Origin of the sequence: Burkholderia sp. Bp8992, from assembly GCF_003853705.1 — a bacterium.
In the GTDB taxonomy this organism is placed as follows: domain Bacteria; phylum Pseudomonadota; class Gammaproteobacteria; order Burkholderiales; family Burkholderiaceae; genus Burkholderia.
Genome location: NZ_QTQI01000008.1, coordinates 165132 through 185197, shown reverse-complemented (window position 1 = coordinate 185197; position 20066 = coordinate 165132). Strand labels below are relative to the sequence as shown.

The following is a 20066-nucleotide window of genomic DNA, read 5'->3' as shown; positions in this document are numbered from 1 at the left end:
TTTAAAACGGTGTGCCCAGCCGTGTCGGTAGATTGGTCAGTGTTCGACGAAGCCGTGCTTCGAACGCAAAACTAACCACACTGAGAGGCAACCATGATGGATGTTGTTGACGTAGTCACCGCGCAGGTTCAGCACAAACCGTTGCCGCGTTTCGGCTTCGAGTTGATCGAAAGCCTCGAGCCCGGTCAAAAGGCGATCGACCTTGTCGATACCGACCAGTTGTACGAGCAGCTCGCCCATTCGGGTGTCGTGATCTATCGCAATTTCGCGGATACGCTCGACGATTTCAACCGCTTCGTCAGCCAGCATTCGGCGCGCGTCACGTTCGATCCGGCGCGCAAGACCTCGACGGAAAACACCGCGGAAATCGATGCCGGCGAGCTCGAAATGGGCCTGCACCGTGAGAACGGCAACCTGCCGTTCACGCCCGACCTGCAATGGTTCTACTGCCTCGAGCCGGCTCGCGTCGGCTCCGAGACGACGATCTGCGACGGGCAGCGCGTGCTGCACGAACTGACGCCGGCCGTGCGTCGCCTGTTCGAGCAACGCCAGATCAAGTATTCGCGCCGTATTCCCTGGCCGAACGTGCAACGCTTCCTGAGCGTCGAGCTGCAGGTGCCGGCGCACGAGGTGAACGACTCGCATCTCGAGATCGTCAACCAGCGCGTGCGAGGCCAGCACTATCGCCGCCTCGACCCGTTTCTCGTGTCGTCCGAGCGCGTGACCGATGCGATCACCGCCAGCTGCTTCTCCGGCCGTCGCGCGTTCTGCAACTCGCTGCTCGGCCCGAGCGTGAACTACGAGCCGCCGCTGATCACGTGGGCCGACGGCACCGACATCGATTTCGAGGTGTGGGACGAAATCAAGGACGTGACCGCCCGTTATACGTATGACCTGTTCTGGAACAAGGGCGACATCGTCGCGATCGACAACAGCCGCGTGATGCACGGCCGCCGCCGTCTCGCGGACACGGGGCGCCGCATCTTCGGTGCACAAAGCTATCGCAAGGGAGCAATTGCATGATCAGCGCACTCATCGAACGTCATTTCGCCGAAGCACCGAACCGCATTGTCGTGCGGGAAATGGACGGCCGTGAATACTCGCTGGACGAACTGCGCGCGGACGTGACGCGGATCGCCGGCAAGCTGGAAGATGTATACGGCGATTGCAGCGGTCTCGTGTTCGGTATTGCCGCGCGCTCCAGCTACACGTGGGTGGCGACGATGCTCGCGATCTTCCGCGTGAAGGCCGTGTTGTTGCCGGTGCCGATCGAGTTCTCCGACGAGCAGATCGGCAGCCTGCTGCACAAGGCAACCGCGATTTTCGCGCAGGATGCGAAAACCGCCGCACGCATCGGTTCGATCCTGCCCGGCATCTCATGCATCAACGCCGCGAGCGAGCACGACGGATGGCCTGCGGCGGGTGCACCCACCGGCGAGCGGATCGAGCCGGGCATCTGCGGGATCATCCATACGTCCGGTACGACGTCGAAGCCGAAGGGCGTGAAGATCCGCGACGAGGCCGTCGGCCTGCTCGTGACGAACGTGCTGAAGCGTGTGCCGGCCGGCCCGCTCGACTACCTGTCGATCGTGCCGATGAGCCTGCTGATCGAACAGGTGCTCGGCGTGTTCCTGCCGGTGCTGTCCGGCGGCTCGCTGACGCTGATGCCCGCGAACTACGCCGAGTACGGCGCACGCAGCGGCAATGCGCGCGACTACCTGGACCTGATCGCCCGCGTCGATCCGAATTTCCTGTACCTGCCGCCGAAGCTGCTCGAGGAGGCCGACGCATTGCTGGACTCGACCAGTACGACGCAACTGTTCGGCCGCCGCAATCCGCACATCATCACGGGCGGCGCGAAGATTCCGGCCACCGTGCTCGAATCGCTGGACAAGCACGGCGTCCAGGTCTACGAGGCCTACGGGCTCAGCGAGAACAGTTCGATCATCTCGCTGAACTATCCGGGGCAGCGCCGCATCGGCTCGGCCGGCACGCTGCTCGACGGGATCGTGCCGGTGATCGTCGACGGCGAGCTGCGCGTGCGCACGCCGACGCTCTGCGCGGGCTACTACAACTCGGACGATACGTCGTGCGAACTCACCGACGGCTACCTGCACACCGGCGACATCGCGGAGATCGTCGATGGTTTCCTGTACATCACCGGCCGCAAGAAGCACGTGATCATCCTGTCGACGGCGCGCAACATCTCGCCGGAATGGGTGGAGACGGTCTACAAGGAAAGCGCGCTGATCGACGACATCGTGGTGTTCGGCGAAGGGCGCGAGGAGCCTGCGGCGATCGTGCTGTCCGAGCACGGCGAAGCGGCGGTGCGCGACGAGATGGCGCGGCTCGAACCGCGGCTGGCGGATTTCGCGCGCGTGCGGCGGGTCCGGGTCGTGACGGACATCGAGCGTTTCCGCAAGGATTACTACACGGTCACCGGGCGGCCGCGCCGTCAGCTGATCGAGCGTGATCATGCGGCGTCGCTGTACTGACCGGGAGCCGAACGTGCACATCGTACGAAGCTTTCATCCGGGCCAGGGCGCCTATCGCGAGATGCAGCTCGCGGTCTCGCAGCACTACTACCAGGCGCACGGCGCGCGGCCGGAGCCTCGCCCGGACCAGTTCTGGTGCCTGACCGACCGCGCGATGACGTTGCCCGGCTACGCATGCCTGGGGCTCAGCTGGGGCGACAGCGCCCCGCTGTTCTCCGAGCACTACCTCGACGAATCGCTGACGAGCCTTTACGGGCTGTCGCGTGCGGAGCTGGTCGAGCTCGGGCAGTTCTCGTCGTTCGGCTCGAAGGGCGCGGGGCGCTACCTGATCGCGAACGTGTTCCGCACACTGGCCCAGCATCACTACCGGTACGTGCTGATGACGGCGACGGAGCGGGTGCGTCACATCGTGCAGTCGTTGCAGATCGCCTATGACGACCTCGGCCGCGCCTGCGTGAGCCGGGTACGTGACAGACATGTCGACTGGGGTACGTACTACGACAACGCGCCGCGCGTCATCATGGTGAAGATCGACGACATGGCCAGGCGCAACGATTTGCCGATGTGGAGCCCGCTCGACGATCCGCCGCCGGCACGTATGCCGCTGAGGCAGGTTGAATGCATCGCAAACGGTCACTGATCCCGACGGGCCGCACGCACTCGCGTCGGCCTGTCCCGTCATTTCAGGAACGTCCCCATGTCCGACTCAAACAGATACGAAAACTTCCTCGTGTTCCTGGCGCCGCTGATCAACAGCGTCGGCGGGATCGCGATCGACCTCTATTCGCCGAGCATCCCGGCCATCGGTCGAGAACTCAACGTCATGCCGAGCATGATGCAGAACACGATCACGATCACGCTCGTGTTCTATGCGATCGGCCAGCTCGCATTCGGCATGCTGGCCGACTGGTGGGGCCGACGCCCGTCGGTACTCTTCGGCCTTGCGCTGTTCATCGCCGGTAGTGCGATCGCGGTCGTCGCGCCGTCGTTCGAGGTGCTGATGGCAGGACGCGCGATCCAGGGCTTCGCGATCGGCTCATGCCAGGTCGTCGCGCGCGCCGTGCTGGTCGACCGGCTCAAGGGCGACCGCTTCCGCGTCGCGATCGTCTACCTCAGCCTGGCGTTCGGGCTCGGCCCCGTGATCGCGCCGTATATCGGCGGACACGTTCAGGAGTGGGCCGGCTGGCGCTGGAACTTCGTCGTCTACTGCGGCTACGGGCTCGTCGTGCTGTCGTTCGCGTTCGCGGGCCTGCGCGAGACGCTGCGGCCGGAGTTGCGGCGCACGCCGCGGCAAACCATCGCGGGCTATCGCGAGATCCTGTCCGATCCGCAGTTCCAGTCGGCCGTCGCGTTGCTCGGGATGAGCTTCTCGGCGTTCCTGATGTGGAACGTGATCGGGCCGTACATCGTGCAGTTCCGCCTCGGGCATTCCGCGTCGTACTTCGGGTCGACCGCGCTCGGCGTCGGGCTGTGCTACCTCGGCGGCACGACGCTGAACCGCAGCCTGATCCGGCGCTACAGCGGCGAGCAGCTGATGCGCGGCGGCATTGCGACCTTTGCGCTCGGGGTGGCCTGCGTGGCGTCGAGCGGCGGTGAACTGATCCTGGTGACCGCACTCGGCGGGATCATGCTGATCGCGTTTGCGCAGGGCTTCATCTTCTCCAACGCGATGGCGCGCTCGATGGCCCTGTTCCCGGGCCGCGCGGGCGCCGCCGCGAGCCTGCAGGGGTGCCTGATGCTGGCGCTCGGCTCCATCGTGTCGGGGGTCGTCAGCGCATTGCCCATGGAGACGAACGCGGCGATTGCCATCATGTTCGCGTGTTTGCTGGGCGTGACCATGATCGGTTTCAGGCAGCTGCATCGCCTGCATCCGCAGGTGGCGCGATGAAGACCGCCGTCGCACTCGTGCTGCGGCTCGTACTGGGCGCATTCTGGATCTGGGCCGGCCTGACGAAGATCGTCGGGCACTTCGATGCGGAGCCGTTCCTGACAGCTGCCGTCGCGCGATCCACGGCGGCGCCTGAAGCCGTGCGGCTCGCGCTGACCAGCGCGATCGGACACGTGGCGCTGCCGCACGTCGCCGCGGTCAACCTGGCCGTGCCCTGGCTCGAACTGGCGGCAGGGCTGTCGATCCTGCTCGGCATCGCAACCGCATGGGGCGTTGCCGGCGCGGCGGCGATGTCGGTGCTGTTCCTGATGTGCGGGGCGGTCAGTACCAATCCATTGCTGCTGTTCGGTGCCGTCCTGTTGGCCATGTCACACCCGTATGCGCGCGCATGGACCCTTCATGCGTCGCGTTCGCCTGCCGCGACCATCTGACTTCGTGGCGGGTGTCTTTTCACCGCATGTCCCGTTCGTCCCGGGCATGCGGTTTTTTTTCGTGTCAGGCATGCGAAATATTTAAACAGGGATTCAAAAAATTGACATCCCGGCCGGGCCGCTCCACACAAACTGACGTCATGACTGATTCATTGGGGAGATATCAGTGAGACGCTCAATGTTTTTTACCGCAGGCGTGTTGATTGTCCTGTTCGGCGCGTTGTTCCTGTGGCGCACCGAACGTGTATCGGCCGCCGATCGGCCTGCACCGCCACCGGCGCCATTGCCGGTCGAGACCGTCGTCGTGAATCCGCAGGCGACGGCGCCGACGCTCGATGCGGTCGGCTCGCTCGAAGCGGTGCGGCAGGTGACGATCGCGCCGGAAGTCGCGGGCCGCATCGTCGGCATCCAGTTCGTCGCGGGCTCGCGCGTGAGTGCCGGGCAAACGCTCGTGCAGCTTTACGACGCGCCCGAACAGGCGAAGCTCGCCGGGCTGCAGGCGAAGGCCGACTATACGCGCCGGCAGTTCGCACGCGCCGAGCAGCTCGTGCCGAACGGGGCCGAGCCGAAGGCGGCATTCGACGCACGCCGCTACGAGCTCGACGCCGCGCGCGCCGATATCCGCGAGACCCAGGCGGTCATTACGCAGAAGTTGATCCGCGCGCCGTTTTCCGGCGTGATCGGCCTGCGCCGCGTCAACCTCGGGCAGTACCTGAACTCGGGCGATGCGATCGCGACGCTCACCGATCTCGACGAGTTGCACGCGAACTTCACGGTGCCGCAGAAGGCATTGAGCCGCGTGGCGCTCGGCCAGACCGTGCGCGTGACGGCGGATGCGTATCCGGGCCGGGCCTTCGAAGGGCGCGTGACCGCGATCGAGCCGCAGGTCGGCGACGAGACCCGCAACATCACCGTGCAGGCCACCGTGGCCAACACCGGCCAGTTGCTGCGCCCGGGGATGTATATCGACGCGCACCTGGCGCTGCCGGGGCGCGACGCGGTGATCAGCGTGCCGGATACCGCGGTGCAGACCTCGCAGGCGGGCGACACCGTGGTCGTGGTCGAGCAGCGCGACGGGCACGGTGTCGGCATTGCGCGCGTGCGCCAGGTGCGGACCGGTGCGCGCGAGCGTGGCCGCATCGTCATCGACGACGGGCTGCGCGCGGGCGACGTGGTCGTGACGACGGGGCAGTTGCGCGTTGCGCCGGGCGCGAAGGTGCAGGTGCTGGCCGATGCGTCCACGCAACGGGAGACGGTGCGATGAGCCAGACCACGCAAGGCGCGCGTTTCACCGACATCTTCGTGCGGCGGCCGGTGCTGTCGCTCGTCTGCAGCCTGCTGATCCTGCTGGTGGGCCTGCGCTCGCTCGGCGCGCTGCCGGTGCGCCAGTATCCGATGCTGGAGAGCGCGACGATCAGCGTCGAGACGGCCTATCCCGGTGCGTCGCAGGCGTTGATGCAGGGTTTCGTGACGACGCCGATCGCACAGTCGATCGCGACCGCGGACGGCATCGAGTATCTGACCTCCACGTCGACGCAGGGCAAGAGCGTCGTGAAGGCGCGGCTGCGCCTGAATGCGAACGCCGACCGCGCGATGACGGAAATCATGGCGAAGGTGCAGGAGGTCAAGTACAAGATGCCCGAGGGCGCGTACGACTCCGTGATCACCAAGCTGACCGACGCGCCCACGGCCGTCATGTATCTCGGCTTCTCGAGCGATACGTTGTCGATCCCCGAGATCACCGACTACGTGGTCCGGGTCGCGCAGCCGCTGGTCACCACGGTGCCGGGCGTCGCGTCGGCCGAAATCGTCGGCGGGCAGAATCTCGCGATGCGGGTCTGGCTCGACGCGTCGCGGCTCGCCGCGCACGGGCTGTCGGCCGCCGATGTCGCGGCCGCGCTGAAGGCGAACAACGTCCAGGCCGCACCGGGCCAGTTGAAGGGCGCGCTGACCGTTGCCGACATTTCCGCGAACACCGACCTGACCGACGTCGGTGCGTTCGGCAACCTCGTCGTGAAATCGGCTGCGAACGGCAGCTTCGTGCGCTTGCGCGACGTCGCGACGATCGAGCTGGGCAGCCAGCAATACAACGCGAGCGCGCTGATGAACGGGCACCGCGCCGTCAACATCGCGATCAACGCGACGCCGTCGGGCAACCCGCTCGACATCGTGCGCGGCGTCCAGGCGCTGCTGCCGACGATGGAGCGCAGCAAGCCGGCCAGCATCAGGATCGGCGACGTGTTCGACGTCGCGCGCTTCGTCAACGCGTCGATCGACGAGGTGCGCGAGACGATCATCGAGGCGATCGCGATCGTCGTGGTCGTGATCTTCCTGTTCCTCGGCTCGTTCCGCGCGGTCGTGATCCCGGTCGTGACGATTCCGCTCGCGCTCGTCGGCTCCGCCACGCTGATGCTGGCCGCAGGCTTCTCGCTGAACCTGCTCACGCTGCTCGCGATGGTGCTGGCGATCGGTCTGGTCGTCGACGACGCGATCGTCGTGGTCGAGAACATTCACCGGCACATCGAATCCGGCGAGCCGCCCGCGCGCGCGGCGCTGCTCGGCGCGCGCGAGATCGCGTCGCCGGTGATCGTGATGACCATCACGCTCATTGCGGTGTATGCGCCGATCGGGCTGATGGGCGGGCTGACCGGCTCGCTGTTCCGCGAATTCGCTTTCACGCTCGCAGGGGCGGTGTGCGTGTCCGCGGTGATCGCGCTGACGCTTTCGCCGATGCTGAGCTCGCTGCTGCTCGACAGCCGGATGTCGGAGGGCCGCGTCGCGCGGGCGATCGAACACACGCTGTCGCGCGTCACGCACGGGTACCGCCGCCTGCTGCACGCGAGCCTCGCGGCACGGCCGGCGGTGCTGGTGTTCGGCGCGGGCGTGCTGCTGGGTATCGGCGTGCTGTTCAGCGGCGTGAAGCGGGAACTGGCGCCGCAGGAGGACCAGGGCTCGATCATGCTGCAGGTGAAGGCGCCGCAGTATGCGAACCTCGACTACCTCGAACGCTACGCGCCGCAGGTCGAGAAGGTGTTCCGCTCGTTGCCCGAAGCGGATACGAGCTTCGTGCTGAACGGCGTCGGCGGGGCCAATCTCGGCTTTGCCGGCGTGAACCTCGTCGACTGGTCGAAGCGCACACGCGGTGCGGCCGACCTGCAGGCGCTCGTGCAGGCGCGCGCGAACGCGATCGCCGGCGACCAGGTGTTCACGTTCCTGTTGCCGTCGCTGCCCGCGTCGAGCGGCGGCCTGCCGATCCAGATGGTGCTGCGCGCGCCCACGGACTTCAAGGACATCTTCGCGACGATGGACAAACTGAAGGCCGCCGCGTCGAAGAGCGGGCTGTTCGCGGTGGTCGACAGCGATCTGACGTTCGACAGCCGCGCGGTCGGCGTGACGATCGACCGCAACCAGGCGAATGCGCTCGGCGTGACGATGAAGGACATCGCCGATACGCTCGCGGTGCTCGTGGGCGAGAACTACGTGAACCGCTTCGACCACAACGGCCGCTCGTACGACGTGATTCCGCAGGTCGCGCGCGCGGAGCGCCTGTCGTCGGAGATGCTGAACCGCTACTACGTGAAAACGCGCGGCGGCAAGATGGTGGCGCTGTCGACCGTCGTGCGCGTGTCGAACGGCAGCCAGGCGAACGCACTCACGCAGTTCAACCAGTTGAACTCGGCGACCCTGTCGGCGGTGGCCGCGCCCGGCGTGACGATGGGACAAGCGGTCGAGTTTCTGCAGAAGCAGCCGCTGCCGGCCGGCTATGACATCGACTGGCTCGGTGAATCGCGGCAATACGTGCAGGAGGGCAATCGGCTGACGGTCACGTTCGTGTTCGCGCTCGTCGTCATCTTCCTGGTGCTTGCCGCACAGTTCGAGAGCCTGCGCGATCCGCTGGTGATCCTCGTGTCGGTGCCGCTGTCGGTGTGCGGTGCGCTGGTGCCGCTGTACCTCGGCTTCGCGACGCTGAACATCTATACGCAGATCGGGCTCGTGACCCTGATCGGCCTGATTTCCAAGCACGGGATCCTGATGGTGAGCTTCGCGAACGAGCTGCAACGCACGCAGCACCTCGACCGGCGCGCGGCGATCGAGCACGCAGCCGCGGTACGGCTGCGGCCGATCCTGATGACGACGGCCGCGATGGTCGCCGGGCTCGTGCCGCTGATTTTCGCGCGCGGCGCGGGTGCGGCCAGCCGCTTCGCGATCGGGATCACGGTGTCGACCGGCATGCTGGTCGGTACGCTGTTCACGCTGTTCGTGCTGCCGACCGTGTACACGCTGATCGCGAAGCGTCATCGCGAGGCGGCGACCAGCGAGCGCGCTCGCGTGCTGGAGGCCGTATGAGCGTGCAATCTGAAACGCGTGCCGCGGCGGTGCGCAACGGGAGCAACATGAGTCGAATTCGCATGGCGGCGGTTGCGGCGGCCGCGCTCTTCGCCGCGGGCTGCACGATGGCGCCGCACTACACGCGGCCCGACGCACCCGTCGCGCAGGCGTACCCGTCCGGCGGCGTCTATGCGACGCAGCCGGGCGCCGCAGCGGGTGCGCGCAGCGCGAACGGCCAGGCGGCGACCGCCATCGGCTGGCGCGAATTCTTCGCCGATCCGCGCCTGCAGCGGCTGATCGAGATCGCGCTGTCGAACAATCGCGATCTACGTGTGGCGGTGCTGAATATCGAGGCGGCGCGCGCGCAGTACCAGATCACGCGCGCGGCACTGTTTCCGACGCTGGACGGTATGGCGACGGGAAACATTCAGCGCTATCCGCAGGGTGTCTCGCCGACCAGCCAGGCGATCATCTCGCGCACCTATGACGTCGGCCTTTCGGCATCGTGGGAGCTCGACCTGTTCGGCCGCGTGCAGAGCCTGAAGGACCAGGCGCTTGCACAATACCTGTCGACTGCATACGCACGGCAGGCATCGGAAATCTCGCTGGTGTCGCAGGTGGCCGATCAATACCTGACGCTGCTGTCGACCGACGATCTGCTGCAGGTCACGGAGAACACGCTGAAGACCGCGCGGGCATCGTATGGCCTGACGAAGCTGCAGTTCGACAACGGCACCGGCACGGAACTCGACTTGCGTCAGGCGCAGACGGTCGTCGAAACGGCGCTCGCGAACCAGCAGGCACAGGCGCGTGCACGCGCACAGGCGCTGAATGCGCTGGTGCAACTGGTCGGCGAACCGCTGCCGGAAGACTTGCCGCCGGGCTTGTCGCTCGATGCGCAGAACCTGCTCCCGGACGTGCCGGCCGGTTTGCCGTCGGACCTGCTGACGCGTCGTCCGGACGTGATGCAGGCCGAGCAGGCGCTGCTGGCCGCGAACGCGAACATCGGTGCGGCCCGCGCGGCGTTCTTCCCGAAGATCTCGCTGACGGCCGCGTTCGGCACCGCGAGCCCGACGTTGGGCGGTCTGTTCAAGGCCGGCACGGCGGCGTGGTCGTTCGCGCCGAACATCGCGCTGCCGATCTTCGAAGGCGGCTCGAACATCGCGAACCTCGATCTCGCGCACGTGCAGAAGCGCATCGAGATCGCCAACTACGAGAAGGCGATCCAGTCGGCGTTCCGCGAAGTGGCGGATGGCCTCGCCGCACGCGGCACGTACGACCAGCAGATCGCGGCGCTCGAGCGCAACGAGCACGCGCAGCAGCGACGTTTCGACCTGTCGGACCTGCGCTACAAGAGCGGTGCCGACAGCTACCTGTCGGTGTTGACCGCACAAACCGACCTGTACGCGGCGCAGCAGTCGCTGATCAATGCGCGTCTGGCGCGCTGGACGAACCTGGTCGACCTGTACCGTGCGCTAGGGGGCGGATGGATCCAGCATCGTGGCGAGATGCCGCGTCCGGCAGATCAGCCGATCGCATTCAGATAGCCGGGGATGTCCGGGCGCGGCCCGGACGCAACCAGCCGGAGGCATGACATCGACGAACGCAGGCCCGCGCAGTCAGGCGGCTTGCGTTCGTTTCTGTTTTACGGCGAAAACAGCGGTGACATGAATGATCGCTGTCTGCGGAAGCACCACGCGCTTTCGCACACGATTGAATGACATATCGATGAAATGCGCCATCCCGCGTTGAAACATTTCGCCGTAATTATCTGATTCAAAAGCGATTTTGATAAAAATCAAAATATGTCGCATGAATGATCGGGCGTAATTAAACCCTCAATACAATGATTCGCGACGGAAAGACCAATTCAAAAATACGACCCGAGGTTTCGCGATGACGAACAACGACGTGCGCGAGTCGCGTGTGTCTTGCAATGGCACGCGGTTGCTTGAAGGCAAGAGGGGAATCGTCGTCGGACTGGCGAACGAGCAGAGTATCGCCTGGGGATGCGCGCGCGCCTTTCGCGCCGCGGGTGCCGAGCTGGCCGTGACCTGGCAATCCGACCGCGCGTTGCCGTACGTCGAGCCGCTGCTGGAACAACTGGAGCCGGCGATTGCGATGCCCGTCGACGTGAGTCGCGCCGACCAGATGCGCGAGGTCTTCGACACGATCGGCGAGCAGTGGGGCAGCCTCGATTTCCTGCTGCATGCCGTTGCTTATGCACCCAGGGCCGATCTGCACGCGCGGGTTGTCGACAGTTCGCCGGAAGGGTTCGCGCTCGCGATGGACACCTCCTGCCATTCGTTCATCAGGATGGCGAAACTTGCCGAGCCGTTGATGACCTCCGGCGGCAGCCTGATGGCGATGACCTACATCGGCGCCGACCAGGTGATCGCCGAGTACGGCGTGATGGGGCCGGTCAAGGCGGCGCTGGAAGCCGCCGTTCGCTACCTGGCCGTCGAGCTTGGGCCGGCAGGCATTCGCGTGCATGCGGTCTCGCCCGGCGCATTGCCCACGCGGGCGGCCTCCGGGCTGCCGAACTTCGATCGCCTGCTCGACGACACCGCCCGGCGTGCGCCATTGCGCCGGCCGCTCGACATCGACGATGTCGGCGCGTTGTGCACCTTTCTTGCCAGCGACGCCGCCCGCGCGATGACCGGCGGCGTTCACTACATCGACGCGGGGATGCACATGCTCGGCTGACGCGAGGCGGCCGCTCCCGGAATGCGTCGAGATTCACCTTGCCCCTCTGGAGAACAGTGTTATGGATGCTGCCACGCAACTGGCGCGCAGTCACGAGATCGCCGCGGAGATTGTCCATGTGCTGCAAAAGCGCACGCAGCACGCGATCGAACAGTACGGGAAGCGGCTGGGCGAAGCACTCGACGGCAGCGATCGCGACAGTCGCGACCCGGGTGCCGCTCTCGTCGGCACGCCTTTCTCGCCGCTGAGCGCATGGCATTACGCGGTCGACGCCGTGCAGCGCTCGCTGCTGTTCTGGGACACGCTGCGCGAGCGCGGCACGCAATACGTCGAGCGCACGGCCCGGGGGCTCAAGCCGGTGCTGCATTTCGACTACGAGGTCGTGCTCGACGGCCGGCAGTTCGCGCAGCCCGTCAATTACGCGCTCGTTCACATCCAGCCGCCGGACGGCGTGATCGTCGATGCCGCGAAGCGGCCTTACCTGATCATCGATCCGCGCGCGGGGCACGGCCCCGGCATCGGCGGCTTCAAGGACGATTCGCAAGTGGGTGTGGCGTTGCGCGCGGGCCATCCCGTGTACTTCGTCGTGTTTTTCCAGGAGCCCGAGCCCGGCCAGACGTTGCTCGACGTGTGTGCGGCGGAACAGGCGTTCGTCCGGAAGGTGCGGGAACTGCATCCGGACAGCCTCAAGCCGGCGATCGTCGGCAACTGCCAGGGCGGCTGGGCCGCGATGATGCTCGCGAGCTCGTCGGCGGACGATACGGGCCCGATCGTGATCAACGGCGCCCCGATGTCGTACTGGAGCGGTGCGTGGAGCGAGGGGCCCGGCGACAATCCGATGCGCTATGCCGGCGGCCTGCTCGGCGGTACCTGGCTCGCATCGCTCGCGTCGGACCTGGGCAACGGCAAGTTCGACGGCGCCTATCTCGTGCAGAACTTCGAGAACCTGAACCCGGCGAACACGTTGTGGGACAAGTATTACCACGTGTACGACAACATCGACACCGAGCCGCCGCGCTTCCTCGAGTTCGAGCGCTGGTGGGGCGGTTACTACCTGATGAACCGCGAGGAGATCGAATGGATCACGCGCAACCTGTTCATCGGCAACAAGCTCTGGTCCGGCGAGGTGCGCGACGGCACGGGCAAGGCGTTCGACCTGCGCGAGATCCGCTCGCCGATCATCCTGTTCGCGTCGATGGGCGACAACATCACGCCGCCGCAGCAGGCATTCAACTGGGTCGCGGACATCTACGGCAGCACCGAGGAGATCAAGTTGCGCGGGCAGGTCATCATCGGGTTGATGGAAGAGGACGTGGGGCATCTCGGCATCTTCGTGTCGGGCAAGGTCGCCAAGAAGGAGCACGCACAGATCGTCAGCGTGCTGGATGCGGTCGAGACGCTGCCACCCGGCCTCTATGCGATGTCGATCGAGGAGGTGAAAGGCGCCGACGGGAAGGTCGCCTACGACGTCACCTTCGCCGAGCACCGTCTCGAAGAGATCGCGCAGCACTTCAACCGCTTCGGGCGCAAGGACGAACAGGCGTTCGAGGCCGTCGCCGAGCTGTCCGAATTCACGCAGCGCGCCTATGAACTGTTCTTGCAGCCGTTCGTGCAGCAGGCGTCGAACGAAACCACGGCCCGCCTGTTGCGCGATTTTCATCCGCTGCGCTTTCAGCGCTGGGCGTTTTCGGACCTGAATCCCTGGCTTGGCTGGCTGAAGCCGGCTGCCGACACGGTCAAGGCCCAGCGTCAGCCGGCCGACGATATCGAGCCGTGGCGCAAGCTCGAACGCCGCGGCTCGGACATCGTCAGCGCGTCGCTCGATTTTTTCCGCGCGATCCGCGATGCAAGTACCGAGTCGCTGTTCTTCTCGCTGTACACGCAGCCGTTCATGCTTCATTTCGCGGAGCAGTATCACGATCGTCACGCGGCTTCGCCGGTCGTGACGGACCCTCGCGACCTGCCGTTCGTGAAGGATGCGCTCGCATCGATCGACCAGGGTGGCTACACCGAGGCGGTGGCGCGCGCGGCATTCCTGCTCGAACGTAGCGGCGAACCGCTTCCGCTGGCGCAGCTCGCGACCGAGCGTGAACTCGCCGAAGCCTACGCCGAGTATCTGCCGGACCTGCCGCCCGACCAGTGGCGCCGCATCTATGGCGAGCAGGAGCTCATCGCGACCTACGCGCCGCACCAGGCCGTCGCCACGCTGCCGGCGCTGCTGGCCCGGCCGGAGGATCGCCTGCGGCTGCTGACGCTGCTGGACAAGCTGCTGGGCGATCCGCGCGTGCAAAGCGCGTCGGTGAGCGAGCCACAGTGGGCGGCCCTGCAACGGATCCGCGCGGTGCTGGGTGCGCCTCCTGCAATACGGCCGGCCACGGGGCCGGTAGCAGCACTCGATCGTGTGCAGTGACGGACAGCAAGGAACCGCGATGGAAACCAGACACGAGAAATACCGCCGTCTCATCGAACACTGCGAGGCGCTGGCGCCGATGCCGACTGCCGTCGTCCACCCGTGCGATCGAAGCTCGCTCGAGGGGGCGCTGGAGGCGGCGCGCAAGCGGCTGATCGAACCGATCCTGGTCGGCCCGCGTGCACGGATCGAAGCGACCGCCGCGGGGTTCGGGCTGTCGATCAGCGATCACGAGATCGTCGATGCGCCGTACAGCGAGGCATCGGCGGCGGCCGCGGTGCGGCTCGTCCGCGATGGCCGGGCTTCCGCGCTGATGAAGGGCAGCCTGCACACCGACGAGCTCATGGCCGAAGTGGTGCGGCACGATGCCGGATTGCGCACCGGCCGGCGCATCAGCCATTGCTTCGTGATGGACGTGCCCGCGCATGCCGATCCGCTGATCGTGACCGACGCGGCGATCAATATCGCGCCGACGCTCGAGGAAAAAGCCGACATCCTGCAGAACGCGATCGATCTGGCACATGCGCTGGCATTTCCGCAGGTCTACGTGGCGATTCTCTCCGCCATGGAGACGGTCAACCCGAAAGTGCCGTCGACGCTCGAAGCCGCCGCGCTGTGCAAGATGGTGGATCGGCGGCAGATTACCGGCGCGCTCGTCGACGGCCCGCTCGCGCTCGACAACGCGATCGATCCCGAGGCCGCACGCATCAAGCAGATCGATTCGCCGGTGGCCGGGCACGCGAACGTGCTGATGGTGCCGGACCTCGAAGCGGGCAACATGCTCGCCAAGAGCCTGTCTTTCCTGGCCGGCGCGGACGCGGCCGGGATCGTGCTCGGCGCGCGCGTGCCGATCATCCTGACGAGTCGTGCCGATTCGTTGATTACCCGGCTCGCTTCATGCGCGGTCGCGATGCTTGTCGCGAACGGCCAGCGTGAAGCGGCCAGCCGCGCGGGGTGACGCCATGGCAGACGTGATCCTGGTGCTGAATGCCGGCTCGTCGAGCATCAAGTTTTCCGCGTTCGACGTGCAGCGCGATACGCTCGGGCTGATCGTGCACGGTCAGGTCGATGGTCTCTATACGGCCACCGCGCACTTCAGCGCCGTCGACCATCACGCGGAGCGTCACGAGCAGCAATGGGCCGGCGGCGACACGTTCGGCCATCAAGAGGGGCTCGCGCAGATCGCCGCGTTCCTGGAGGCCCACCAGGAAGGGCACCGGCTCGCGGCGGTGGGCCATCGTGTCGTGCATGGCGGGCAGCGCTTCAGCGGCCCGGTGCGCGTCACGCCCGAGATCGTGGCCGAGCTGGAAAAGCTCACGCCGCTCGCGCCGTTGCATCAACCGCACAACCTCACGCCGATTCGGATCCTCGAAGCGGTGCAGCCCGGTATCGAGCAGGTCGCCTGCTTCGACACGGCGTTCCACTGCACGCAGCCCGCGGTGTCCCAGGCGTTCGCGCTGCCCGAGTCGATCACCAGCCAGGGTGTGCGCCGCTACGGTTTCCACGGGCTCTCGTACGAGTACATCGCGAGCGTGCTGCCCGACGTCGCGCCACGGGCGGCGCGCGGGCGCACGGTCGTCGCGCATCTCGGCAACGGCGCGAGCATGTGTGCGCTCGTTGCAGGCAAGAGCGTCGCGAGCACGATGGGGTTCACGGCGGTCGACGGACTGCCGATGGGCACGCGGTGCGGCAACCTGGATCCGGGCGTCGTGCTCTTCCTGATGGAACAACTCGGGATGGACGTGCGCGCGGTCGAGGATCTGCTTTATCGGCGCGCCGGACTGCTCGGCGTATCCGGCATCTCGAGCGACATGCGGACCTTGCTCGCGAGCGACGATCCGCATGCGCGCTTCGCGATCGAGCTGTACGTCTACCGCATCGCGCGCGAACTCGGGTCGCTTGCCGCCGCCATGGAGGGCATCGACGCCATCGTCTTCACGGCGGGGATCGGCGAGCATGCGCAGGCGATTCGCGAAGGCGTGATGCGCCGTGCGGCGTGGCTCGGCGTCGAGATCGACGTCGAAGCGAACAGCACGGGCGGGCCGCTCGTCACGACGGCGTCGAGCCGCGTACCGGCGTGGGTGATCCCGACCAACGAAGAACTGATGATCGCGCACCATACGCGCCGGTTGATCCGCTGACGGACGGACGAACACACAACGAAAGGAGCCGTCATGGCCGAACTGTTGCTGGTCAATGTCGAAGAACACGCACGCGACGACGAGGTCGGCGCGTTCCTGACGCGGCATGGATTCCCGCTGTTCGATTCGATCGAACGCGTGCCGGCCGGGATCGGCGACCCCATCGCGCTGCTCAGGTTCAGTACGCTGTCGTCGGTGGGGCTCTACACGCTGCGCGCGCGGATCGACCACATTTCGTGGCGGGGGCGATCGATTCGTGCGCATATCCTGCCGGATCGGAAGGCGTGAACGGATTCGCGCGTCGGTGTGGTTCGAACGTCGATTGCGGGCCGACCGTCATGCGGCCCACCGCCGATACGCGTTTCCCGCACGATTTTTGAATCGCCGTGTGTCGTGTTCGCACCTGGATACGTTGGGATACAAAGCCTCCAGATGGTTCGGATATAAATCCGGTGAAGCGATTCACACGGCGGCGCGGTGCCATGCGCCGCCGCTGCGAACGGCGAAACCGGACTGCCCGCACGTGCGCGGGCCCCTTCCTTAGCGATCGACACTGGAGAACGAGTCATGCCTGATACCGTGAATACCCGCCGCCGCCTGATCCTGGGCTCGACGCTGGCGAGCCTGAGCCTTGCCGACCGTGGGTTCAGCGCGCTCGCGCATGCGCAGTCGGCCCCCGATGCCTCGACTGCGAAGCGCGCGGCCGGCGTCGCGTCGCTGGGCACGATCCACCAGATCGACGCGGGCGTGCTCAACGTCGGGTATGCCGATCTCGGCCCGAAGAAAGGCCCCGTCGTGTTCCTGCTGCACGGCTGGCCGTACGACATCCATAGCTACGCGGAAGTCGCGCCGCTGCTCGTCAAGGCCGGCTATCGCGTGATCGTGCCGTACCTGCGCGGCTACGGCTCGACGACGTTCCGCTCGGCCGACACGGTGCGCAACGGCCAGCAGGCCGTGACGGCCGTCGACATCGTCGCGCTGATGGATGCGCTGAAGATCGACAGCGCCGTGTTCGGCGGCTACGACTGGGGCGCACGCACGGCCGACATCATCGCGGCGCTGTGGCCGCAGCGCGTGAAGGCGCTGGTGTCGGTGAGCGGCTACCTGATCGGCAGCCAGGCGGCAAACGCCAAGCCGCTGCCGCCGCAGGCCGAATTCCAGTGGTGGTATCAGTTCTACTTCACGACCGAGCGCGGCGAACTCGGCTACGCCGCGAACCGCGATGCGTTCAACAAGCTGATCTGGCAGCTCGCGTCGCCGAAGTGGCAGTTCTCCGACGAAACCTATGCGCGCTCGGCCGCGTCGTTCCAGAACCCCGATCACGTGGCCGTCGTGATCCACAACTATCGCTGGCGCCTCGGGCTCGCGAAGGGCGAGGCGCAGTACGACGACATCGAGCGGCGCCTGGCGGCCGGGCCCGCGATCACCGTGCCGACGATCACGATGGAAGGCGACGCGAACGGCGCGCCGCATCCGGAACCGGCCGCGTATGCGAAGAAGTTCACGGGCAAGTACCAGCACCGGACGATCTCCGGCGGCATTGGCCACAACCTGCCGCAGGAAGCGCCGCAGGCGTTCGCCGACGCGATCCTGCAAGTGGAGCATCTGTGATGCGGGCACGCATGGGGGTGTGGCGGCGCGGTGCGCGCCGTGCGCTCGTCGCAGGCGTGTTGCTGGGCGGCGCGTTGTCGGCCAGCGGCCCGGCCGCGTTTGCGGAGCAGCCGAAGCCGGCTGCAGCCGCATCGCCGATCTACGGCGTGACGATCCCGCCCGGCTACCGGAAGTGGGAAATGGTCGCGCCGGCCGAGGAAGCCGTGCCGCTGGATGAATTGCGCGTGGTGCTCGGCAACCCCGTTGCGATTCGCGCGCTCGAACAGGCAACGCTGCCGTTCCCGGACGGCACGATCCTCGTGAAGCTCGCGTACAAACGCAAGCAGTCCGACGAGTTCGCGCCGGCGACGGTGCCCGGCCAGGCGACGACCGTGCAGGTGATGGTGAAGGACTCGCGCCGCTATGCAGCGACGGGCGGCTGGGGCTTCGGGCGTTTCATCAACGGCGTGCCGGCCGATATCGGCCAGCATCAGACGTGTTTTGCGTGTCACCAGGCGCGCGTGAAGAACCACGACTACGTGTTCACGCGGCTCGCGCCCTGACGCGCGAGGGCCATGTGAAGTGGAAGGAAAGGCGTGCCTTGCGAGGCACGCCTTTTTTCATGGTGCGTGGGGTGTGGCGAAACGCATCGGCAAGCGGGTTTGTATCGCACTGTATCTGCGGCCGTTCCTGAAAAACTGGCATGCAGAAAGCACCGGTTCCGGAAACATGCCGGATACGTGGGCGGGTTCTACTGTCGACATGCAGCAAACGTTCGGTGCCAGACGTTCGCACCGGATGCCAGGTGATCGATACCCCAACTTCCTTCCAGGAGAACTGTCATGAAAGCCGCTCGAATCCTCGCCGTTGCCGTCCTCGCCGTCGCTCCCGCGTTGTCGTTCGCCGATACCGGTCACGGCCTCACGCGTGCCGACGTGCGCGCAGAACTCGTCCGTCTCGAGAAGGCCGGCTACAGCCCGGCCGGCAGCGAAGCGCATTACCCGGACGATATCGCCGCCGCGCAGAACGCCGTCGCGGCCGCCGAGCAAGTTGCGCGTTCCGACCAGAACGGCCCGTCGAAGTCGCAAGGCGACAACGTGGCCGATGCGTCGACGCCGGCCGGCCATCGCGATGCCGCGCAATCGCGCGCCGCACGCAACGCCGCCGACGACCTGTACGCGCATTCGTGATTCCATGCCGCGCCGCGCCTGCCGCATGCAGGCGCGGCCGCCCAGGCAACACTTCACTTCAACGACACGATAAAGAAAGGAGCATGATGATGGCCGGTTTGATGAAACGCGTCCTGGTATCCGCCGTGGTGATCGGCGGACTGTTCGGTGCAGCCGCGGCGCAGGCCGCGCCGAAGGAGGACCTGAAGGGCACGAACGTCGTGCTCGTGCACGGCGCGTTCGCCGACGGGTCGAGCTGGAACCGCGTGATTCCGCTGCTCGAGGCGCGCGGGCTGCACGTGGTGTCGGTGCAAAATCCGCTGAGCTCGCTCGCCGACGATGCTGCCGCGACGAAGCGCACGATCGACGAGCAGAAGGGGCCGGTCGTGCTGGTCGGCCATTCGTGGGCCGGCGTCGTGATCAGCGATGCGGGCAACGACGACAAGGTGAAGTCGCTCGTGTACGTCGCGGCGTTCGCGCCCGACAACGGCCAGTCGATCGCCGACGTCACGCAAGGGCTGCCCGCGCCGGCCTGGGCCGGTGAACTGCGCAAGGACGCGGGCGGTTTCACGCGCCTGTCGGACAAGGCGATCGCGCAGGATTTCGCGCCGGACCTGCCGCCTGCGCAGCAGCGCCTCGTTGCGGCGACCCAGGGGCCGTGGTATGGCGGTTGCATCTCGGAGAAGGTCACGCAGGCCGCGTGGCACGCGAAGCCGTCGACGTTCGTCGTCGCGACGCAGGACAAGATGATCGACCCGAAGCTGCAGGAAGCGATGGCGAAGCGGATTGGCGCGACGGTTGCTCGCGTGAACAGCAGCCATGTCGCGATGCTGAGCCAGCCGAAGGCCGTGGCCGACGCGATCATCGCGGCGGCCGAACGCGCGAAGCAGGATACGCAGTGAGTGAA

The 20066-nt window shown here is 66.4% G+C and carries 18 protein-coding genes; 17 read left to right on the top strand and 1 reads right to left on the bottom strand.

What is annotated here, in order from left to right; all coding sequences use genetic code 11:
• The first annotated feature begins 93 nt into the window (after nucleotides 1-93).
• The 8 genes from DIE03_RS14765 (at nucleotide 94) to DIE03_RS14730 (ending at nucleotide 10690) form a co-directional block, all read left to right on the top strand.
• Nucleotides 94-1023 carry a TauD/TfdA family dioxygenase gene (locus DIE03_RS14765; RefSeq protein ID WP_124451466.1) on the top strand — a complete coding sequence of 310 codons (930 nt, stop codon included), beginning with the start codon at nucleotides 94-96 and terminating at the stop codon, nucleotides 1021-1023.
• Nucleotides 1020-2495 carry an AMP-binding protein gene (locus DIE03_RS14760; RefSeq protein WP_124451463.1) on the top strand — a complete coding sequence of 492 codons (1476 nt, stop codon included), beginning with the start codon at nucleotides 1020-1022 and terminating at the stop codon, nucleotides 2493-2495. Before DIE03_RS14765 ends, DIE03_RS14760 begins: the two co-directional genes overlap by 4 nt.
• A 13-nt stretch (nucleotides 2496-2508) precedes the next feature.
• Nucleotides 2509-3135, top strand: coding sequence for a thermostable hemolysin (locus DIE03_RS14755; RefSeq protein WP_124451461.1), 627 nt, complete (start codon nucleotides 2509-2511; stop codon nucleotides 3133-3135).
• Nucleotides 3136-3192: 57 nt separating this feature from the next.
• Nucleotides 3193-4383: a multidrug effflux MFS transporter gene (locus DIE03_RS14750; protein ID WP_124451459.1), complete on the top strand. Its 1191-nt coding sequence runs from the start codon at nucleotides 3193-3195 to the stop codon at nucleotides 4381-4383.
• Nucleotides 4380-4814: a DoxX family membrane protein gene (locus DIE03_RS14745; protein WP_124451457.1), complete on the top strand. Its 435-nt coding sequence runs from the start codon at nucleotides 4380-4382 to the stop codon at nucleotides 4812-4814. Before DIE03_RS14750 ends, DIE03_RS14745 begins: the two co-directional genes overlap by 4 nt.
• Before the next feature lie 166 nt (nucleotides 4815-4980).
• A complete protein-coding gene (locus DIE03_RS14740; protein WP_409364422.1) occupies nucleotides 4981-6078 on the top strand; it encodes an efflux RND transporter periplasmic adaptor subunit in 1098 nt (365 codons plus the stop codon).
• On the top strand, nucleotides 6075-9161 hold the full coding sequence (locus tag DIE03_RS14735; RefSeq protein ID WP_124451453.1) for an efflux RND transporter permease subunit: 3087 nt from the start codon (nucleotides 6075-6077) through the stop codon (nucleotides 9159-9161). Before DIE03_RS14740 ends, DIE03_RS14735 begins: the two co-directional genes overlap by 4 nt.
• A gap of 47 nt (nucleotides 9162-9208) precedes the next feature.
• Nucleotides 9209-10690, top strand: a complete 1482-nt coding sequence (locus DIE03_RS14730; protein WP_124451451.1) for an efflux transporter outer membrane subunit — start codon at nucleotides 9209-9211, stop codon at nucleotides 10688-10690.
• A gap of 72 nt (nucleotides 10691-10762) precedes the next feature.
• Here the strand turns inward: DIE03_RS14730 and DIE03_RS14725 are convergent, their stop codons facing one another.
• Nucleotides 10763-10957 (bottom strand): hypothetical protein, encoded by a 195-nt coding sequence (locus tag DIE03_RS14725; RefSeq protein WP_124451449.1) that lies wholly within the window; start codon nucleotides 10955-10957, stop codon nucleotides 10763-10765.
• An 82-nt stretch (nucleotides 10958-11039) separates the two neighbouring features.
• On the opposite strand from DIE03_RS14725, the gene fabI reads away from it, so the two are divergent.
• The 9 genes from fabI to DIE03_RS14680 all read left to right on the top strand — a co-directional run bounded on the left by fabI (nucleotide 11040) and on the right by DIE03_RS14680 (nucleotide 20061).
• Entirely contained in the window at nucleotides 11040-11849 is an 810-nt protein-coding gene (gene fabI / locus DIE03_RS14720; protein WP_124451447.1) for an enoyl-ACP reductase FabI, read from the top strand.
• Nucleotides 11850-11910: 61 nt separating this feature from the next.
• Complete coding sequence (locus DIE03_RS14715) at nucleotides 11911-14259, top strand: DUF3141 domain-containing protein (RefSeq protein ID WP_124451445.1); 2349 nt, start codon at nucleotides 11911-11913, stop codon at nucleotides 14257-14259.
• A gap of 19 nt (nucleotides 14260-14278) precedes the next feature.
• Nucleotides 14279-15217: a phosphate acetyltransferase gene (locus tag DIE03_RS14710; RefSeq protein WP_124451442.1), complete on the top strand. Its 939-nt coding sequence runs from the start codon at nucleotides 14279-14281 to the stop codon at nucleotides 15215-15217.
• Nucleotides 15218-15221: 4 nt separating this feature from the next.
• Nucleotides 15222-16400: an acetate/propionate family kinase gene (locus DIE03_RS14705; RefSeq protein ID WP_124451440.1), complete on the top strand. Its 1179-nt coding sequence runs from the start codon at nucleotides 15222-15224 to the stop codon at nucleotides 16398-16400.
• Nucleotides 16401-16433: 33 nt separating this feature from the next.
• Nucleotides 16434-16688: an RNA-binding protein gene (locus tag DIE03_RS38270; protein ID WP_185658158.1), complete on the top strand. Its 255-nt coding sequence runs from the start codon at nucleotides 16434-16436 to the stop codon at nucleotides 16686-16688.
• 279 nt (nucleotides 16689-16967) lie between these two features.
• On the top strand, nucleotides 16968-18011 hold the full coding sequence (locus tag DIE03_RS14695) for an alpha/beta fold hydrolase (protein WP_124451436.1): 1044 nt from the start codon (nucleotides 16968-16970) through the stop codon (nucleotides 18009-18011).
• Nucleotides 18011-18553: a cytochrome P460 family protein gene (locus DIE03_RS14690; RefSeq protein ID WP_124451434.1), complete on the top strand. Its 543-nt coding sequence runs from the start codon at nucleotides 18011-18013 to the stop codon at nucleotides 18551-18553. The genes DIE03_RS14695 and DIE03_RS14690 overlap by 1 nt, the downstream gene beginning before the upstream one ends.
• A gap of 279 nt (nucleotides 18554-18832) precedes the next feature.
• On the top strand, nucleotides 18833-19180 hold the full coding sequence (locus DIE03_RS14685; protein WP_124451432.1) for a DUF4148 domain-containing protein: 348 nt from the start codon (nucleotides 18833-18835) through the stop codon (nucleotides 19178-19180).
• Between the two features lie 89 nt (nucleotides 19181-19269).
• A complete protein-coding gene (locus tag DIE03_RS14680; RefSeq protein ID WP_124451430.1) occupies nucleotides 19270-20061 on the top strand; it encodes an alpha/beta fold hydrolase in 792 nt (263 codons plus the stop codon).
• The last annotated feature ends 5 nt before the right edge of the window (nucleotides 20062-20066 follow it).

Excerpts from the sequence above, each read along its gene's own strand:
- DIE03_RS38270 (WP_185658158.1), top strand. The coding sequence starts at position 16,434 with ATGGCCGAACTGTTGCTGGTCAATGTCGAAGAACACGCACGCGACGAC.
- DIE03_RS14680 (WP_124451430.1), top strand. The coding sequence starts at position 19,270 with ATGGCCGGTTTGATGAAACGCGTCCTGGTATCCGCCGTGGTGATCGGC.
- fabI (WP_124451447.1), top strand. The coding sequence starts at position 11,040 with ATGACGAACAACGACGTGCGCGAGTCGCGTGTGTCTTGCAATGGCACG.
- DIE03_RS14725 (WP_124451449.1), bottom strand. The coding sequence starts at position 10,957 with ATGCGACATATTTTGATTTTTATCAAAATCGCTTTTGAATCAGATAAT.
- DIE03_RS14705 (WP_124451440.1), top strand. The coding sequence starts at position 15,222 with ATGGCAGACGTGATCCTGGTGCTGAATGCCGGCTCGTCGAGCATCAAG.
- DIE03_RS14760 (WP_124451463.1), top strand. The coding sequence starts at position 1,020 with ATGATCAGCGCACTCATCGAACGTCATTTCGCCGAAGCACCGAACCGC.
- DIE03_RS14710 (WP_124451442.1), top strand. The coding sequence starts at position 14,279 with ATGGAAACCAGACACGAGAAATACCGCCGTCTCATCGAACACTGCGAG.
- DIE03_RS14765 (WP_124451466.1), top strand. The coding sequence starts at position 94 with ATGATGGATGTTGTTGACGTAGTCACCGCGCAGGTTCAGCACAAACCG.
- DIE03_RS14715 (WP_124451445.1), top strand. The coding sequence starts at position 11,911 with ATGGATGCTGCCACGCAACTGGCGCGCAGTCACGAGATCGCCGCGGAG.
- DIE03_RS14730 (WP_124451451.1), top strand. The coding sequence starts at position 9,209 with ATGAGTCGAATTCGCATGGCGGCGGTTGCGGCGGCCGCGCTCTTCGCC.
- DIE03_RS14685 (WP_124451432.1), top strand. The coding sequence starts at position 18,833 with ATGAAAGCCGCTCGAATCCTCGCCGTTGCCGTCCTCGCCGTCGCTCCC.
- DIE03_RS14735 (WP_124451453.1), top strand. The coding sequence starts at position 6,075 with ATGAGCCAGACCACGCAAGGCGCGCGTTTCACCGACATCTTCGTGCGG.
- DIE03_RS14690 (WP_124451434.1), top strand. The coding sequence starts at position 18,011 with ATGCGGGCACGCATGGGGGTGTGGCGGCGCGGTGCGCGCCGTGCGCTC.
- DIE03_RS14695 (WP_124451436.1), top strand. The coding sequence starts at position 16,968 with ATGCCTGATACCGTGAATACCCGCCGCCGCCTGATCCTGGGCTCGACG.
- DIE03_RS14745 (WP_124451457.1), top strand. The coding sequence starts at position 4,380 with ATGAAGACCGCCGTCGCACTCGTGCTGCGGCTCGTACTGGGCGCATTC.
- DIE03_RS14750 (WP_124451459.1), top strand. The coding sequence starts at position 3,193 with ATGTCCGACTCAAACAGATACGAAAACTTCCTCGTGTTCCTGGCGCCG.